This window comes from Leifsonia sp. C5G2 (genome assembly GCF_013359685.1).
Taxonomy (GTDB): domain Bacteria; phylum Actinomycetota; class Actinomycetes; order Actinomycetales; family Microbacteriaceae; genus Leifsonia.
Genome location: NZ_JABFMV010000008.1, coordinates 130,739 through 145,760 on the forward strand (window position 1 = coordinate 130,739; position 15,022 = coordinate 145,760).

16 protein-coding genes and 2 pseudogenes are annotated in these 15,022 nt (G+C 71.1%); 9 read left to right on the plus strand and 9 right to left on the minus strand.

The genetic code is table 11. The features are described 5' to 3' along the window. The first annotated feature begins 39 nt into the window (after positions 1–39). Positions 40–381: a hypothetical protein gene (locus HNO83_RS12240; RefSeq protein WP_175337794.1), complete on the plus strand. Its 342-nt coding sequence runs from the start codon at positions 40–42 to the stop codon at positions 379–381. Here the strand turns inward: HNO83_RS12240 and HNO83_RS12245 are convergent. From HNO83_RS12245 to galT, 3 genes are all read right to left on the minus strand, one after another. Then, a complete protein-coding gene (locus HNO83_RS12245) occupies positions 378–1,178 on the minus strand; it encodes an MBL fold metallo-hydrolase (RefSeq protein ID WP_349627169.1) in 801 nt (266 codons plus the stop codon). The genes HNO83_RS12240 and HNO83_RS12245 overlap by 4 nt on opposite strands. Before the next feature lie 107 nt (positions 1,179–1,285). Then, entirely contained in the window at positions 1,286–2,446 is a 1,161-nt protein-coding gene (galK, locus tag HNO83_RS12250) for a galactokinase (RefSeq protein ID WP_175337795.1), read from the minus strand. Then, complete coding sequence (gene galT, locus HNO83_RS12255; RefSeq protein ID WP_175337796.1) at positions 2,443–3,648, minus strand: galactose-1-phosphate uridylyltransferase; 1,206 nt, start codon at positions 3,646–3,648, stop codon at positions 2,443–2,445. Before galT ends, galK begins: the two co-directional genes overlap by 4 nt. A gap of 81 nt (positions 3,649–3,729) precedes the next feature. On the opposite strand from galT, the gene HNO83_RS12260 reads away from it, so the two are divergent. Both HNO83_RS12260 and HNO83_RS12265 read left to right on the plus strand, forming a co-directional pair. Next, positions 3,730–4,515 carry a DeoR/GlpR family DNA-binding transcription regulator gene (locus HNO83_RS12260; protein WP_175337797.1) on the plus strand — a complete coding sequence of 262 codons (786 nt, stop codon included), beginning with the start codon at positions 3,730–3,732 and terminating at the stop codon, positions 4,513–4,515. Positions 4,516–4,531: 16 nt separating this feature from the next. Beyond that, positions 4,532–5,467, plus strand: coding sequence for an aldose 1-epimerase family protein (locus tag HNO83_RS12265; protein WP_175337798.1), 936 nt, complete (start codon positions 4,532–4,534; stop codon positions 5,465–5,467). On the opposite strand, the gene HNO83_RS12270 is transcribed toward HNO83_RS12265, so the two are convergent. After that, entirely contained in the window at positions 5,446–6,150 is a 705-nt protein-coding gene (locus HNO83_RS12270) for an SDR family oxidoreductase (RefSeq protein WP_175337799.1), read from the minus strand. The two genes, HNO83_RS12265 and HNO83_RS12270, sit on opposite strands and share 22 nt — an antisense overlap. 101 nt (positions 6,151–6,251) lie before the next feature. On the opposite strand from HNO83_RS12270, the gene HNO83_RS12275 reads away from it, so the two are divergent. Continuing rightward, positions 6,252–6,827 (plus strand): TetR/AcrR family transcriptional regulator, encoded by a 576-nt coding sequence (locus HNO83_RS12275; protein WP_175337800.1) that lies wholly within the window; start codon positions 6,252–6,254, stop codon positions 6,825–6,827. An 18-nt stretch (positions 6,828–6,845) separates the two neighbouring features. Here HNO83_RS12275 and HNO83_RS12280 read toward each other — a convergent pair whose 3' ends face one another. After that, positions 6,846–7,940 carry a calcium:cation antiporter gene (locus tag HNO83_RS12280; protein ID WP_175337801.1) on the minus strand — a complete coding sequence of 365 codons (1,095 nt, stop codon included), beginning with the start codon at positions 7,938–7,940 and terminating at the stop codon, positions 6,846–6,848. Between the two features lie 140 nt (positions 7,941–8,080). Here HNO83_RS12280 and HNO83_RS12285 point away from each other — a divergent pair, with 140 nt between their 5' ends. Beyond that, positions 8,081–8,698, plus strand: a complete 618-nt coding sequence (locus HNO83_RS12285) for a DUF4232 domain-containing protein (RefSeq protein WP_175337802.1) — start codon at positions 8,081–8,083, stop codon at positions 8,696–8,698. 21 nt (positions 8,699–8,719) lie between these two features. Here HNO83_RS12285 and HNO83_RS12290 read toward each other — a convergent pair whose 3' ends face one another. After that, positions 8,720–9,268 (minus strand): transporter, encoded by a 549-nt coding sequence (locus tag HNO83_RS12290; RefSeq protein ID WP_175337803.1) that lies wholly within the window; start codon positions 9,266–9,268, stop codon positions 8,720–8,722. A gap of 89 nt (positions 9,269–9,357) precedes the next feature. Here HNO83_RS12290 and HNO83_RS12295 point away from each other — a divergent pair, with 89 nt between their 5' ends. Genes HNO83_RS12295 through HNO83_RS20390 form a run of 3 tightly spaced genes read left to right on the plus strand, consistent with a single transcriptional unit; the run spans position 9,358 to position 12,209 of the window. Further along, complete coding sequence (locus tag HNO83_RS12295; protein ID WP_349627170.1) at positions 9,358–10,638, plus strand: chloride channel protein; 1,281 nt, start codon at positions 9,358–9,360, stop codon at positions 10,636–10,638. Between the two features lie 26 nt (positions 10,639–10,664). After that, positions 10,665–11,048: a DUF6578 domain-containing protein gene (locus tag HNO83_RS12300; protein WP_175337804.1), complete on the plus strand. Its 384-nt coding sequence runs from the start codon at positions 10,665–10,667 to the stop codon at positions 11,046–11,048. Between the two features lie 27 nt (positions 11,049–11,075). Beyond that, a complete protein-coding gene (locus HNO83_RS20390) occupies positions 11,076–12,209 on the plus strand; it encodes an acyltransferase family protein (RefSeq protein WP_175337805.1) in 1,134 nt (377 codons plus the stop codon). Positions 12,210–12,396: 187 nt separating this feature from the next. On the opposite strand, the pseudogene HNO83_RS20395 reads toward HNO83_RS20390, so the two are convergent. After that, a pseudogene (locus HNO83_RS20395) lies at positions 12,397–12,498 on the minus strand (type II toxin-antitoxin system YoeB family toxin); the annotation flags it as partial. A gap of 224 nt (positions 12,499–12,722) precedes the next feature. On the opposite strand from HNO83_RS20395, the gene HNO83_RS12315 reads away from it, so the two are divergent. Next, complete coding sequence (locus HNO83_RS12315) at positions 12,723–12,926, plus strand: hypothetical protein (protein WP_175337806.1); 204 nt, start codon at positions 12,723–12,725, stop codon at positions 12,924–12,926. A gap of 17 nt (positions 12,927–12,943) precedes the next feature. Here the strand turns inward: HNO83_RS12315 and istB are convergent. Together istB and istA are read right to left on the minus strand one after the other, a co-directional pair. Further along, positions 12,944–13,735, minus strand: a pseudogene (istB, locus tag HNO83_RS12320) (IS21-like element helper ATPase IstB). Next, complete coding sequence (gene istA / locus HNO83_RS12325) at positions 13,732–15,000, minus strand: IS21 family transposase (protein ID WP_175337807.1); 1,269 nt, start codon at positions 14,998–15,000, stop codon at positions 13,732–13,734. The pseudogene istB and the gene istA overlap by 4 nt, the downstream one beginning before the upstream one ends. Positions 15,001–15,022 lie beyond the last annotated feature (22 nt).

Genomic DNA, 15,022 nt, shown 5'->3' on the forward strand with positions numbered 1-15,022 from the left:
CGGACGATGCGGGACGGTGATCGCCGTTACCGTCGACGCATGAGGTCGTCCACCCGCCGTACGCTCGCCGTCTGCGTCGGCGTCCTCTTCGTCGGATTCGGACTGTACGCCGGCGTGATGCAGCTGGGCGCGGCATGGAAGAACCCGTGCTCGCGCTTCGGCACTCCACCTCCCGGCGCCGTGGTATCGGAGACCCCGGCGGTGGTCGGCGAACAGCGGAGCTTCTGGCCGATCGGCAGCGTCTGCGACTGGCGCCGAGCCGACGGCCGGGGGACCGTGAGGAGCGACAACGGCGACCTCGCCCTGTCTGCCGCGACCTACGCGGCGATCGGCGGCGGACTCACGCTGGCCGTCCTCGGCGGGCGACCGCGCCGCCCCTAGCCCTCGAACACCACCACGAACCGTTTGCGCACGACCCGCTCGCCCGGCTCGCCGCGGAGGTCGCCGAGTGCGGCGAGCACCCGGTCCAGGATGCCCGGCCGCAGCGGCAGGGGCGCTTCGTCGGGCTGCTCCACCGTGCCCGCGGGGTAGTCGACGCCCGGTTCGGTGGACATCTCCACGTGCGCGCCGCGCAGCTCCCGTACGGGCGCCGTTGGGTCGTCGCGGAACCGGATCAGCCGCTCGATCGTCGCCCGGTACTGCGGCAGGTCGCGCACGTACAGGCGCGCCGGGAGCACCGTGTCGCCGGTGAACAGGATGCCGGTGCGGCGGTCGAAGAACACCACGGCGGACGGCTCGTGGCCCGGCCCGCCGATCACGTCGACGACGCGGCGGCCCAGGTCGAACGCGACCCTGTCGTCCGGCCAGGAGCGGAAGCCGAAGAAGCCGATGACCTCGGCGGGGCTGGTGCCGACGACGGTCGTGCCCGGCCGGTCCCGCAGCAGCGCGTCGCCGGCGATGTGGTCGCGGTGCGCGTGCGAGTGCGCCACGACGAGCGGATACGGCCGGACGAACACGACGGGATTGCGGCGCAGCCACTCCGCGATGAGCCCTTCGACGGTGGCCCGGAGCGGGAAGACCGACTCGTCGGTGGTCGCACCCGTGTCGATGAGCAGGGCGCGCTCGCGGCCGAACAGCAGGAACAGGAACGGCGCCTCCCAGTGCGAGCCCTTCGGCTGGCGCACCTGGACCGTGTCCCCGTCCAGCCAGGTCACCTCCGGCGCAGCATCCCCAGTCACACCCTCTATTCTTCCAACCCCCGGTAAACCCCAGGTGAACAGCCCGGTGAGGTGCTCGTCGTTGCGCCCGACACGCCGGCCGGGAGCGCAACGGCGAGCACCTCGCGTCAGCTCTCGCGGCGGGCGCCCTCCGAGGCCGCCACGGTGAACACGTCCGGTGCGGCGAAGGCGTGCTCTGCGAAGGCGCCGTCGAGCGCGACCTGCACCCGGCTGACGGCGTCGGACGGCACCAGCGCGATGGCCGAGCCGCCGAAGCCGCCCCCGGTCATCCGCGCGCCGATCGCGCCGTTCGCCTGCGCGGTCTCGACGGCGAGGTCGAGCTCCGGCACCGAGATCTCGAAGTCGTCCCGCATCGAGATGTGGGAGGCGTCGAGCAGCTCGCCGATCGCCCGCGGCCCCTGCTCGCGCAGTGTGCGCACGGTGTCGAGCACGCGCTGGTCCTCGGTCACGATGTGGCGGACGCGACGGAACGTCACGTCGTCGAGCACCTCGCGCGCACGGTCCAGGTCGGCGACCGAGACGTCCCGGAGCGCGTCGACCCCGAGGATGCGCGCACCCTCTTCGCAGGAGGCGCGCCGGTCGGCGTACCCGCCGGTGGCGTGGGCGTGCGTGACGCCGGTGTCGATGATGAGGATCTCGAGCCCGGCCTCCTCGAGGCCGAGCGGAACGATCTGCGACTCCAGCGACCGGCAGTCGAGGAAGACGGCCGCGTCGCGGCGGCCGAGGAGCGAGGCGGACTGGTCCATGATCCCGGTCGGGGCGCCGACGGCGACGTTCTCGGCGCGCTGTCCGACCCGCGCGAGCGTGCGGCGGTCCAGACCGAGCCGCCAGAGCTCGTCGAGGGCCACCAGCACGGCGCTCTCGATCGCGGCGGACGACGACAGGCCGGCGCCGACCGGAACGTTGGAGTCGATCAGGATGTCGACACCGGGGACGGCCTGCAGGTCGGTCCCGAACTCGCCGAGCGCCCAGGCGACGCCCAGCGGGTAGGCCGACCAGCCGCTCAGCACCTCCGGGCCGAGCTCGTCGAGGGACACCTCCACCAGCTCGTCGGCGAAGGTGCTCCCGACGCGCAGCATGCGGTCGTCGCGCGCCCCGACGGCGGCGACGGTCCGGCGGTTGATCGCGAAGGGCAGCACGAAGCCGAGGTTGTAGTCGGTGTGCTCGCCGATCAGGTTGACGCGGCCGGGAGCCGACCACACGCCGTCGGGCTCGCGGCCGAACACCTCGGCGAAGTCGTCGCGGACACCCGTGCGCAGGTCGGTCATCGGTCAGCCTCTCGGTCGGTCGTGGGGGCGCTGGCGGCGACGGGCTCGGTGACGAGCCCGGTCACCCGGACCGGCAGGTCGCCGACCGGGTTCTCGCGGTCCGCTTTCGCGACGGCGTCGCGCAGCGCGGCGGCGGCCTGCTCCGGCGGGACATCGCCCACCCAGGCGCCCATGGCGGCCTCGGAGCCGGCCAGGAACTTCAGCTTATCCGCGCCGCGGCGGGGAGAGGTGAGCTGGAGCATGAGCCGGATCTCGTCGCGTCGGACGCCGACCGGGGCCTGGTGCCACGCGGCGATGTACGGCGTCGGGGAGTCGTAGAGCGCATCCACCCCGCGGAGCACCCGGAGGTACAGCGTCGCGAGCTCGTCGCGCTCGGCGGCGCTCGTCTCGGTGAGGTCGGCGACGTGGCGGTGCGGGAGGACGTGGATCTCGATCGGCCAGCGCGCGGCGAAGGGCACGAAGGCGGTCCAGTGCTCGCCCGCGAGCACCACGCGCTCGGACGCCCGCTCGCGCTCCAGGATGTCGGCGAACAGCGTCGGCCCGTAGGAGTCGAGCGAGCGGATGAGGGCGGAGGTGCGCGGGGTGATGTACGGATAGGCGTAGATCTGGCCGTGCGGGTGGTGCAGTGTGACGCCGATCGCCTCGCCGCGGTTCTCGAACGGGAAGACCTGGCGCACCCCGGGCAGGGCGGAGAGCGCGGCGGTCCGGTCGGCCCATGCCTCGATGACCGTCCGCGCGCGCGACGGCGTGAGGCTCCCGAACGCGCCGGCGGTGGCCGGGCTGAAGCAGACGACCTCGCAGCGGCCGACGGACGTGCGGGTGCGGTCGAGGCCGACCTGCGCGAGGTCCTCGATACTCTCCGGTGCGTTGCCGTCTTCGAGCAGCGGGCCGAACGACGGCGACTTGTTCTCGAAGACGGCGACGTCGTACAGGTCGGGGATCTCGGACGGATTGGTCGGCGAGGCGGGCGCGAGCGGGTCGAGCTCGGCCGGGGGGAGCATGACGCGGTTCTGCCGCGCGGCGGCGATGGACACCCACTCGCCGGTGAGCGGATCCTGCCGCATGGCGGCGGTCGCGGGACGAGCGGCCGGCTCCCGGCCGTCCGGCTTGCGCGCGGGCGACAGACTCGTGTCGGCGTCGTCGTAGTAGATGAGCTCCCGGCCGTCGGAGAGACGGGTGGGTCGCTTCGTGATCGCGGCCATGCGTTCCTTTCGTTTCCGAAAGGAAGAATACGCTGGCGCTTTCGTATTGACAAGAATCCGCAAGCGTTCCACCATGGGCGGATGAGCGAACCGCTGCCCGCCGCGCTCCGCCGCGAGCGGATGCTGGAGCTGATCGGCCGCGCCGGCTTCGCACGCGTCTCCGACCTCAGCGAGGCGTTCCAGGTCTCCGACGTCACCGTGCGCAGCGACCTCGACGCGCTCGACCGCGAGCAGAGCATCCGGCGCGTGCACGGCGGTGCGGTGCTCCGGACCGCCGGGATGCGCGAAGCCAGCTTCGAGGAGGCCCTGGAGTCGTCGGCGGAGGAGAAGCGCCGCATCGGCCAGGCCGCAGCGGCCATGGTCGCCTCCGGGAGCAGCGTCCTCCTCGACGTCGGCACCACGACCACGGCGATCGCGCGGGCCCTCGTCGAGCGGGAGGACCTGGAGCAGGTCACGGTGATCACCAACGGGCTCACCATCGCGCTCGAACTGGAGCGCGCCATCCCGCGCTTCGACGTCGTCGTCACGGGCGGGACGCTGCGCCCCCTGCAGCACTCGCTGGTCGAGCCGCTCGCGGCCGTGCTGCTGGAGCGCGTCCATGCCGACCTGGCGTTCATCGGCTGCACCGGCGTCCACCCCGCGGGCGGGATCACCAACGTGAACCTGCCGGAGGCGGACCTCAAGCGGGTGATGGTGGGATCCGCCGAACGTGCGGTCGTGGTGGCCGACGGCAGCAAGCTGGGCCGCACCCACCTCGGCCGCATCGCCGCCCTCGGCGAGGTCGCCGAGCTCGTCACCGGGCCCTCGGCTCCGGTCGACCAGGTCGAGGCGCTCCGGGATGCGGGTCTCCCTGTGGTCGTCGCCTGAGGCCTACCCTGGTTTCATGCGACCAGCGACCGGCGAACAGTACGAGCTCGACTTCGGCGACCTGAGCGCCACGATCACGCAGGTGGGCGCCGGCATCCGGTCGCTGCGCTTCGCCGAGTCCGACCTCACCGAACCGTACGGGGCGCAGGAGCAGCCGCCGTCGGCGTGCGGGATCGTGCTGGTGCCCTGGCCGAACCGCGTCGCGGACGGGCGCTGGGAGCTCGACGGCGAGCCGCGTCAGCTCGACCTGACGGAGCCGGCCAAGCGCAACGCCATCCACGGTCTGCTCCGCCGCCGCCCGTACGAACTGGTCGACCGCACCGACTCGACGGTGACCCAAGCGGCCACGATCTTCCCCGAACCGGGGTACCCGTTCCTGCTCGAGACGGCGGTGACGCACGAGCTGCACACCGACGGCCTCCAGGTCACCCACTCGATCGTCAACGCGGGCGACCGCCCGGCGCCGGTCGCGGTCGGTGCGCATCCATACCTCCGCATCGCCGACGTGCCACCGGAGCAGCTGACCGTCACCGTGAAGGCGCGCACGCGCTTCGAGGTGGATGCCCGCAGCAACGTGGTCGCACAGCTGCCGGTGGAGGGCACCGACTTCGACCTCTCCGCCGGCCGCCGCGTCAGCGAGCTCGACCTGGACACCGGGTTCGCCGACCTGCCGGAGGGGGCCGTGGAGCACGTGCTCGCGGCCGACGACGGGCGCCGGGTCGTGCTCTGGGGCGACGAGGCGTTCCGCTACGTGCAGGTCTTCACGCACCGGTCCTTCGCGACGAAGCCCGGGGGAGTCGCGCTCGCGATCGAGCCGATGACCGCCCCGGCGAACGCCCTCAACTCCGGGACGGGTCTGCGCTGGCTGGAGCCGGGCGAGACCTGGACCGTGAGCTGGGGCATCCGGCCGGAGGGGTTCGGCGGCGAGGCCTACCTGGCCAGCTGGGGGTAGAGCACGCGGACGTCCTCGTGCAGCCGCGACTTCACGTGGCGCGCGACGTCGCCGACGATCGCCTCCGCCTCATCCGCCTCGACCGCGTCGAGCGCCTCGGCGACGACCTGCTGCGGCGGCACCTTGTCCGCCGTGACGTCCGCCGCCATGTCGGTGTCGACGTAGCCGACGTGGACGCCGACGACCTGGATGCCGCGGGGCGCCAGCTCCACGCGCGCCGAGTTGCTGGCGGACCACACCGCGGCCTTCGATGCGCTGTACGAGCCGGTGGCCAGCCAGCTCAGGGCGGAATGCATCGTGACGATCGCGCCGCCGCCGTTCGCCTCGATCGCCGGGGCGAAGGCCCGCGTGAGCAGGACCGGTCCCCAGTAGTTGGTGTCGAGTTCGCGCCGCACCTCGTCCAGGTCGCCGGTGACGAGCGACTGGTTCGCGGCGATTCCCGCGTTGTTGACGAGGATCGTGACGTCGGGGGCCGCCTCGGCGGCCGCCGCGATGCTGTCCGGGTCGGTCACGTCGAGCGCGAGCGGGACCACTCGCGGGTCGTCGGCGGCGATGCTCTCGGGGCGTCGCGCGGCGGCGTAGACCTTGGCGGCGCCGCGCTCGAGGAGCTCGGCGACGAAGGCGGCGCCGAGGCCGCGGTTGGCGCCGGTGACGAGGGCGACGCGTCCGGTGATGTCGGTCATGGGGAGTCCTTCCGGAAAAGTAAACCGATCTGTGTATCGAGTACCGGGACAATGTACACAGATCGGTTTACTTTCTGCAAGCCTCTTCGTAGACTGAGCGCGTGACCACCGACTCCGAAGCGAAGCCGAGACCGCGCGAGCGGGTGCTGGATGCGGCCGCACGCCTCTTCGTCCGGGAAGGCGTGAACGCCGTCGGCGTGGACCGGCTCGCTCAGGAGGCCGGCGTGTCCAAACGGTCGATCTACCAGCACTTCGACAGCAAGGATGCGATCGTCGCGACGATGCTGCAGGAGTACGGCCCCGCGGTGGTCGCGGGCTACTTCGCTCCGGACGATCTCGGCACCCCGCGGGAGCGCGCGCTGCACGTTTTCGAGGCGCTGCACGAGGCGGCCGCCGTCAGCGACTTCTTCGGCTGTCCGTTCGTCAACGTGGCCACCGAGCTGCGCGACCGGGAGCATCCTGCCGCGGTCGTGGCGCGGCAGTACAAGGACCGGCTGACCGAGTACTTCGAGCGCCAGGCGGCCGCCGCCGGCGCGGTCGATCCGCACCTCCTGGCGGTGCAGCTGACCCTGTTGTTCGACGGGGCCTCCGCCGGCGCGGCGATGCGGGGTGGGACGCCCGACGCGGCTCTCGACGCCGCCGCCCAACTGTTCGACGCCGCGGTGCGGCCGCGCTGACCGTCGACGGGGGCCGGTCTACGGCGAGATCGACAGGAAGATGAACGCCGCGAACAGCACGAGGTGGATGCCGCCCTGCAGCCGGACCGCGCGCCCCTGCACGATGGTCAGGATGCTAACCAGCACGGTGAGGACGAGCAGCACGATCTGACTCGCGCCGAGTCCGAGGTGCAGAGCGCCCGGCAGCCAGATGGAGGCGACGGCGATCGCCGGGATGGTGAGGCCGATGCTCGCCATGGCGGAGCCGAGGGCGAGGTTCAGGCTGGTCTGCGTACGGTTGCGGTTCGCGGCCTTCGCCGCCGCGATGCCCTCCGGGAGCAGCACGAGAAGGGCGATCACCACGCCGACGAACGACTGCGGCAGCCCGATGCCGGTCACGGCCCGCTCGATCGGCGTGGACTCCAGCTTCGCCAGTCCGACGACGGCGACGAGGGAGACGAACAGGAGGCCGAGGCTGATCAGCGCTGTACGGTTCGACGGCGCGGCCGCGTGGTCGTCCTCGGTCAGTGGCTGCCCTTTGCTGCCGACGGGCAGGAAGAAGTCGCGATGCGCGACCGTCTGGGTGAAGACGAACATCCCGTAGAGGGCGAGAGAGGCGACCGCCGCGAAAACGAGCTGCGGACCCGAGAAGACCGGCCCCGGCGAGCTGGTGAAGCTCGGGAGCACGAGGGTGAGCGTCGCCAGCGCGGTGACGGTCGCGAGCGCCGCGCCGCTGCCCTGGGCGTTGAAGGCGGTGGACTCGCGGCGGGAGGCGCTCAGCAGCAGCGACAGCCCGACGATGCCGTTCATCGTGATCATGACGGCGGAGAAGACCGTGTCGCGCGCGAGCTCCGGCGAGTCCTTGCCCGTCGTCATCAGCGTGACGATCAGGGCGACCTCGATCACGGTCACGGCGACCGCGAGCACCAGCGACCCGAAGGGCTCGCCGACCCGGTGGGCGACCACCTCGGCGTGCTGCACAGCGGCGAGCACCGTGCCGGCCAGCACGACGGCGATCACTACCACGGCCACGGTGTTCAGCTCCACCGCCCAGAACGCCACCAGGACCACGACGCCGACCACCGGCACCACGACCGTCCACCATCGTGCGAGCCAGGAGCCGATCGCTTTCATGCGTCCATCCTGCCAGCCGCCGCCTGCCGAGCGGCCGGGATCCGCCGGGTTGTGGAGAACCCGCCGTCTTCCTTTCTCGAAGGCGGCGGACCCCGGCGGGTCCGCGCGACGTGCTCCGCCCGGCGTGATGGGATGGCCCCATGACTGGGAAGCTGACCTTCCGCGCGGCCGGTGCCGCCGCCGTCGCCCTCGCCGTCGCCGTCGTCGTCGCCGCCTGCGCGACGACGAACTCCGGGCAGGACACCGGAACGCCGACCGCATCGTCGTCGTCCACGGCGACGACGAGCCCGCGGCCCACCGCCACCGCCTCCTCCACAGCGGTGCCGATCGAGGGCCAGTGCGATACCGGCAAGCTCACCGGGAGCATCGGCCGGGGCGGCGGAGGCGCAGCGGGCAGCGTCGAGGTGAGCCTGGTGCTCACCAACACCGGGTCGACCGAGTGTTCGCTGCAGGGCTGGCCGGGTGTGTCCTTCGTCGGGGACGGCAACGGTACCCAGCTCGGCGCCGCAGCGTCGTTCGACCGGAGCAAGCCGCATCCCACCGTCGTCCTGCAGCCCGGCGGCACCGCCACGGCGCCTCTGAAGATCACGCAGGCCCTCAACTACGACGAGGCCGAGTGCAAGCCGAAGGCGGCCGACGGGTTCCGGGTCTACCCGCCCGGATCGACCGAGTCGCTGTTCGTGAAGGACGCGGGCGTCACCGCCTGCACCTCCGACACCATCTCCCTGCTGACCGTCGGGGGCCTGGTCGCCGGCTGACCCGTCCCGCCGCCCGCGAGGTCAGGAGCAGACGCGCGCGATGGTGCCCCGCCAGGCGTGGCGCACCGACCCCAGCGCCTCCTCCACGGCGTCCGCGGCCGCCTGCTGCGAGCCGGTGGCCGACGCCGCCTGAACGCGTCCCGCGAGCTCCGACAGCGACCCGCGCACATCCGCCAGCCCGTCGGCGGCGGACTCCGTCCCCAGGTCCGAAGTGCGGGCGTCGAAGGCCGCGATCGCCGACAGCACGGCGCGTGCGCCGTCGGGGTCGGCCGGCCGGAGCGGCAGCCGGGCGTCGAGCGCGGCGTCCAGCGCGTGCCGGGCGCTGGCGATCACGATGCAGTCCCGCCCCCGGGCGGCGGAGGCCTCCGCGAACAGCGGGAACTCGGACTGCAGCGCGACGGAGAGCACGAGGGTCGCAGCGACGACGCCCCCGGCGAGGGCCAGAGCGCCGGACCGCAGCCCGGTCATCCCCGGCCGCCGGGTGCCGGACGGTGAGACGGCGGGGGGAATGCTCCCGGTCCGCCGCGTTCCGTGCCCCGTTGCCGGCGGCTCCTCCAGAATCGTCGCCACGACAGCACGCTACCGCCCGCGGGTGAACTGTTCGTTGCCGGATTCGGTCGCTGCCGGGTGGCCCGCGGCGTCCCAGTACGCTGGAAGCCGTGCCCCCGTTCCCCTCCGTGCCGCCCGGCCGATCCACGCCCCGCTGGTTCGTCCGGCTGATCGTGGTGACGGCCCTCGTCGGCGTCGGCGCCGGAGTCGGAGGCGGGCTGGTGTATCTGGGGCTCCACTCCATCCAGCATCTCGCCTTCGGTTATTCGGAGGGCGACTTCTACGAGGGACTGCTCGACGCGCCCCCGCTGAACCGGGTGGTCGCGCTCGCCGTCGCGGGTGTCATCGGCGGCGTCGGCTGGTGGGCCCTCCGGCGCTGGGGTTCGCGCTCGCCCTCGCACACGGTCGTGTCGGTGGAGCAGGCGGTCGGCGGGCGGAGGATGCCGGGCATCGTCACCGTGCTCAATGCCGGGCTGCAGGTGATCATCGTCGGACTCGGAGCGTCCATCGGGCGCGAGGTGGCCCCGCGCGAGGTCGGCGCGCTGTGGGCGGGCTGGCTCGCCGAGCGCGCGGGGGTGACCGCTCGGGAGCGCCGCATCCTGGTCGCCTGCGGCGCGGGCGCCGGGCTGGCGGCGGTCTACAACGTCCCGTTCGGTGGCGCGGTGTTCGCGGTCGAGATCCTGCTGGCGGAGGTGAGCTTCGCCACCGTGCTCCCGGCGTTCGCGACCTCCGCCATCGCGGCGCTGGTGGCACGGGCGGTCGTCCCGGCGAACCCGCTCTACCAGCTCCCGGAGCTGCACCTGTCGCCGTCGATCGTCGTCTGGTCGCTGCTCGCCGGTCCACTGATCGGCTTCGCCGCGGTCGGCTTCGTGCGCGGTGCGCGGTTCGCGCAGGACCACCGGCCGAGGTCGTGGGGCATCCTCATCGCGATGCCGTTGACCTTCGTCGCCGTCGGCGTCGCCTCGCTGTGGCTGCCGGCCATCCTCGGCAACGGCCGGGCGCTCGGCCAGCTGGCGTTCGCGGCGTCGCTCCCGCTGATCGTCATCCTCCTCACCACGCTGGTGAAGGCCGCGGCGACGATAGGCACCATCGGCGCGGGCGCCGCGGGCGGAACGCTCACGCCCTCCCTCGCGATCGGCGCGGGACTGGGGCTGGCCGGCGGCGCGGTCTGGAGCCACCTCTGGCCCGGCGCCGAGCTCCCCGCGTTCGCCCTGATCGGCGCAGCGGCGTTCCTCGCGGTCACCATGCGGGCGCCGCTGACGGCCCTCCTGCTGACCATGGAGTTCACCGGGCAGGGGCCCGACCTGCTCGTGCCCGTCATGCTGTGCATCGCGGGCGCCGTTGCGGTCGGCTATCTGCTCGAGCGCGCCCGCGTCACCGGGGTGGCGTAGGCGGCGATGTCCGCTACCGTGTCCGGATGGACGCGACGCGCACGATCGAGGTGCTCGTCTCCGGGATGGACTACGGCTGCTGCGGCGTGCCGTTCGCCCGGGGCGACGACATCGGCTTCTCGCTCATCGGGCTGCCCGCCGGCCACGCCGGCCCGGATGCGCCGGAGTTCGCCGACGAGCGCCACAACGTCCACGATCTGCCGCTGGTGGATGTCCGCGGCAGAGTCGAGCGCATCGTCGCGGTGCACGCTCGGATCGTGCCCGGGGCCCACCGCACCGATCCGGACGACACGGTCGAACGCGAGGTGGATGCGGTCCCGGTCGACGACCGGCCGGAGGGCTATTCGGGCGCCGACTATCGGGTCCGGCTGCGCATCCCCGCGGCGGCGGCGCTCCCCGCCCGACCCTGAACCGCGAGGTCCGGTATCCTGCACGACGTGAATCCTCCCATCCTGTCCACGCGGCTCTTCGCGCTCGACGGGCTCCGGGTCTTCGCCGTCATCGCGGTCTTCGTCTTCCACGCGTACAGCGACAGGATGCTCGGCGGCGAGGTCGGCGTCGACGTGTTCTTCGTCCTGAGCGGCTTCGTCATCACCCTCCTGCTGCTGCGCGAGTGGACGGCGACCCGCCGCATCCGGTTCGGCCGGTTCTACCTGCTGCGCCTCGCGCGGCTGTGGCCTGCGCTGCTGGCGATGTGCGCCGCGGTCGCCGTCATCGCGATCTTCCGCCACGATCTGCTCTACCGGAACGGCGCGTGGGACGCGCTCTGGGGTGCGACGTACGTGGAGAACATCGTGCGGGCGGCCACCCCCGTCGACGGTCTCACGGCGAGCCCCATCGGCCACACCTGGACACTCGGCGTGGAGGAGCAGTTCTACCTCGTCTGGCCGATCCTGCTCGTCGTCCTGCTGCGCTGGCTGAGCCTGCGCTCCGCCGCCGTCGTCACGGCCGCACTGTCGCTGGTCCCGCTCGGGATGCGCATCCTGCTCTGGCATGGCGGCGCCGGCGCCAATCGCGTCACGAACGGCCTCGACACCCGGGCCGACCAGCTGCTGTTCGGCTGCGCGCTCGCCCTGGTGCTCGTCGGCTGGCCGCCGCTCGCGCGCTGGTTCCAGCGGATCAGCCGGATCCTGATGTGGCCGGCGCTCGCCGGCCTCGTCTGGATCGCGCTCTTCTACCCGTACCGGAGCCTGGATGCGGCCGGGCTCGCGTACCACCACCGCTTCGGCTTCGTCGTGACCGGCGTCCTCGCGGCCGTCGCGATCTGCGGCCTCGCCACCAATCCGACGTCGCCGCTCACCCGCGGCCTCTCGGCGCGCTGGCTCAGCTGGCCTGGCCGCAACCTGTCCTATGGCTTCTACCTCTGGCACTACCCCGTGCTCGGGATGATCCCCGCGCTCGCCGGCCCGCAGATCGTCCGCGTGGGGCTTGCGTTCCTCATCACGACCGCGCTGGCGTTGCTGTCCTGGCGCTTCGTCGAGCGACCGATCCGCGCCTGGGCGCACGCCCGCCTCGACGCCCGAGCCGCCCTGGCCGCCGGCCGGCCCGCGACGGAGGCTCACGCGGCGTAGGACCGGCCCCAGCGCCGTCCGTGCCGTTCTGCACGCCCGCCCCGCCGACGGGGTCGGAGATTCGAGCGCCTTGCGCCCGGATCTCCGACCGAAGGCAGCCCAGGCGGAGATCCGAACCGATTCCGTCCGCCACTAGTCCGCCGCGCGCACCCGCGGCCATCCGGGACGCGGATCCCTCCGCTTCGATGCGTCGTGACCATGCCCCCGCCAGGACGTGCTTCAGGGGTTCCGGCTTGCCGACGCCCTCGAACGGGTCGTCTCGCAGGATGTCGTCGATCAGGAGGTTGATGTCAACGACGACTTAGTTTGATACCGGTTTCGGCGACTGAATTTGGTGCATCCTGTTGTGGTTTGTGCTTAGCGGATGTAGCTAAGGTTTGGTGTGCGGTCAGGCGATGAGCGGTCACGTAACATCGCTGGAACGGAATCGGACCGGTCAGATTCCGCCCTTCTGGGGCTACTGCGGGGCCTGACTGCCGTGATCGCTTGCTGTCGTGGGGAAGGGTTCGGCGGATGTCATCACTCGAACTGGGCTCGCTCGTGAAGATGAACGGTGCATTCGCTGTGGTGGTCGGCGTTCCGGGTGATGCCGGTGTGCCTGATGATCACGTTGCCTTGTTCTATGGCACGAACGAGGAAGGTAGCCCGGATATCTGGACTGTGCCGATGGGCTACCCGTCTCCGCTGCCCTCACCAATTGAGTTCTTCCGGCATTAGCCGCGACAACTCTCCTGCTAGCGGTCATCGCTGTTCTTCTTGCTGAGGAGTTCGCGGCGTTGGCGGGTGCGGAAGGAGTCGCCGGTGAGGGTGAGGACTTCGGCGTGGTGGACGAGGCGGTCGATCATCGTGGCGGCTACGACGTCGTCGCTGAAGGTCTCGCCCCAGCGGCCGAATGGCAGGTTCGAGGTGACCATGATCGAGCCCTGCTCGTACCGGGATGCGACGAGTTGGAAGAACAGGTTCGCGGCGTCTTGGTCGAACGGGATGTACCCGACCTCGTCGACGATGATCAGCTTGTACCGGCGGATCTTCTTCAGCTCCGCCTCGAGCTGGCCGGCGTGGTGCGCGGCCGCGAGTCTGGCGATCCAGTTGTTTGCGGTGTCGAACAAGACGCTGTAGCCGGCGTTGGCGGCTTTGATGCCGAGCCCGATCGCGAGGTGGGTTTTCCCGATCCCGGGCGGGCCGAGCAGGATCACGTTCTCCGCCTTCGCGACGAAGGTCGACATGGCCAGGTGGGCGAGCAGGTCGCGACGCAGGGACGGGAGGTGGTCCAGGTTGAAATCCTCGAGGGTCTTCGGGGCTGGGAAGTGCGCGGTGCGGATCCGCATGATGCTGCCGGCGGACTCCCGGTCCGCGAGTTGGCGTTGCAGGACTGCGGCGAGGTACTCCTCGTGGGATCAGTTCTCGTCGCGGGCGTGCTGGGCGATCTCTTCCCAGACCCGTCCGATCGTCGGGGTCTTCAGGACTCGGCTGAGGTACGCGAGCTGGGACGGTATTCCCTCAGCCGGGGTGGTGATGGTGGTCACTGGTTTGTTCCTTCCTTCCTGGGTGGTGCGGTGAAGTCGACGCCGAACAGGGCGTCGTAGTCCGGGAGCGCTCTGAGCATCACCGTGTGCCCGTCGGCATGGTGACGTTCGGCACGCTCACGGCTGTCCCGTTCGATTGCCAACGCCCGACGCATCTGCTTGGCCAGCACGAGATGGTTCTCGTCGCGGATGACTTGGTGCGACGCCCAGCAGCGTTCGTGCTCAGCGACGAGCTCGCCCTCGCACCGGACGGTGACTTTCGTCATCGAGGCGGTGATGTCGACGAACTTCCCGATCACGCGTGGGTCGACGGAGTAGTCGTTCGACCCGATCCGGACGTAGTAGTCACGCGCCAACCGGATGCGGTTCTTGAGCCCGATGACCGGCGCGGTCGGCGGAAGCGGGATCATGTGGTCGTAGTCTTCCTCGAGGAAGTCGACCGGCCGCCCACCCAACGAGCGAACGTGCCGTCGGTTCGCGCGTTCGGTGAGCCAGGTCTGCAGTTGCAGGTTGAAATCCGCCGGCGATCTGAACCGCCGCCCGGGCAGGAATGATCCCTCGAGGTAGTCGTTGTTCCGCTCGACCATGCCCTTGTATTCCGGGTCCCGCCGTGGCGCCAACCGGAAACGAGTCGACAGTGTCCCCGCGAACGCGGCCGCGAGCACGGTGACCTTCCCACGCGGCCCGATCGCGGATTCCCGATCCCACAGCAGTGTCTTCGGTGCCCGCCCGATCGCGTCGATCACCGACCACATCCCCGCCGTCAGGTCGCCGCCCTGCCTGGACGGGAGCATCATCGCGGACTGGAACCTCGAGTACGTGTTCGTCATCACGAGCACCGGCAGCATGTCATCGGTCTGTCCGTGCCCGACCGGGATCGCCACCCCGGGAAACCAGAGATCGCACTGTGTAATCTCACCCGGCCGATACACGGTGCGATCGGCCGGGTCGATCCCGACGTACTCCGGGCGGATCTGCCGGATCCGGTCTTTCAGGATCGAGATCGAGTGCGGGAACTCGAGCCGCTCAGCGATCACCGTCGCTTTCATCCGCGGGAAGTCCGCCAGCAATGCACGGATCTGTGGCTCGTACGCGTCGACCTTCGACCCACGTGCGGGCCGCGCGTACTTCGGCAGGCGATCCGACGCGAGCGCCCGAGAGACCGTGTTCCGGCCGATCCCGAGATGCTTCGCGATCTCGGTCATCGAAAGCTTCTCGACCCGGTACAACCGACGGATCTCAGCCCAGTCTTCCAAGGAAATCACCCTCCAGACGTATCGGAGGATG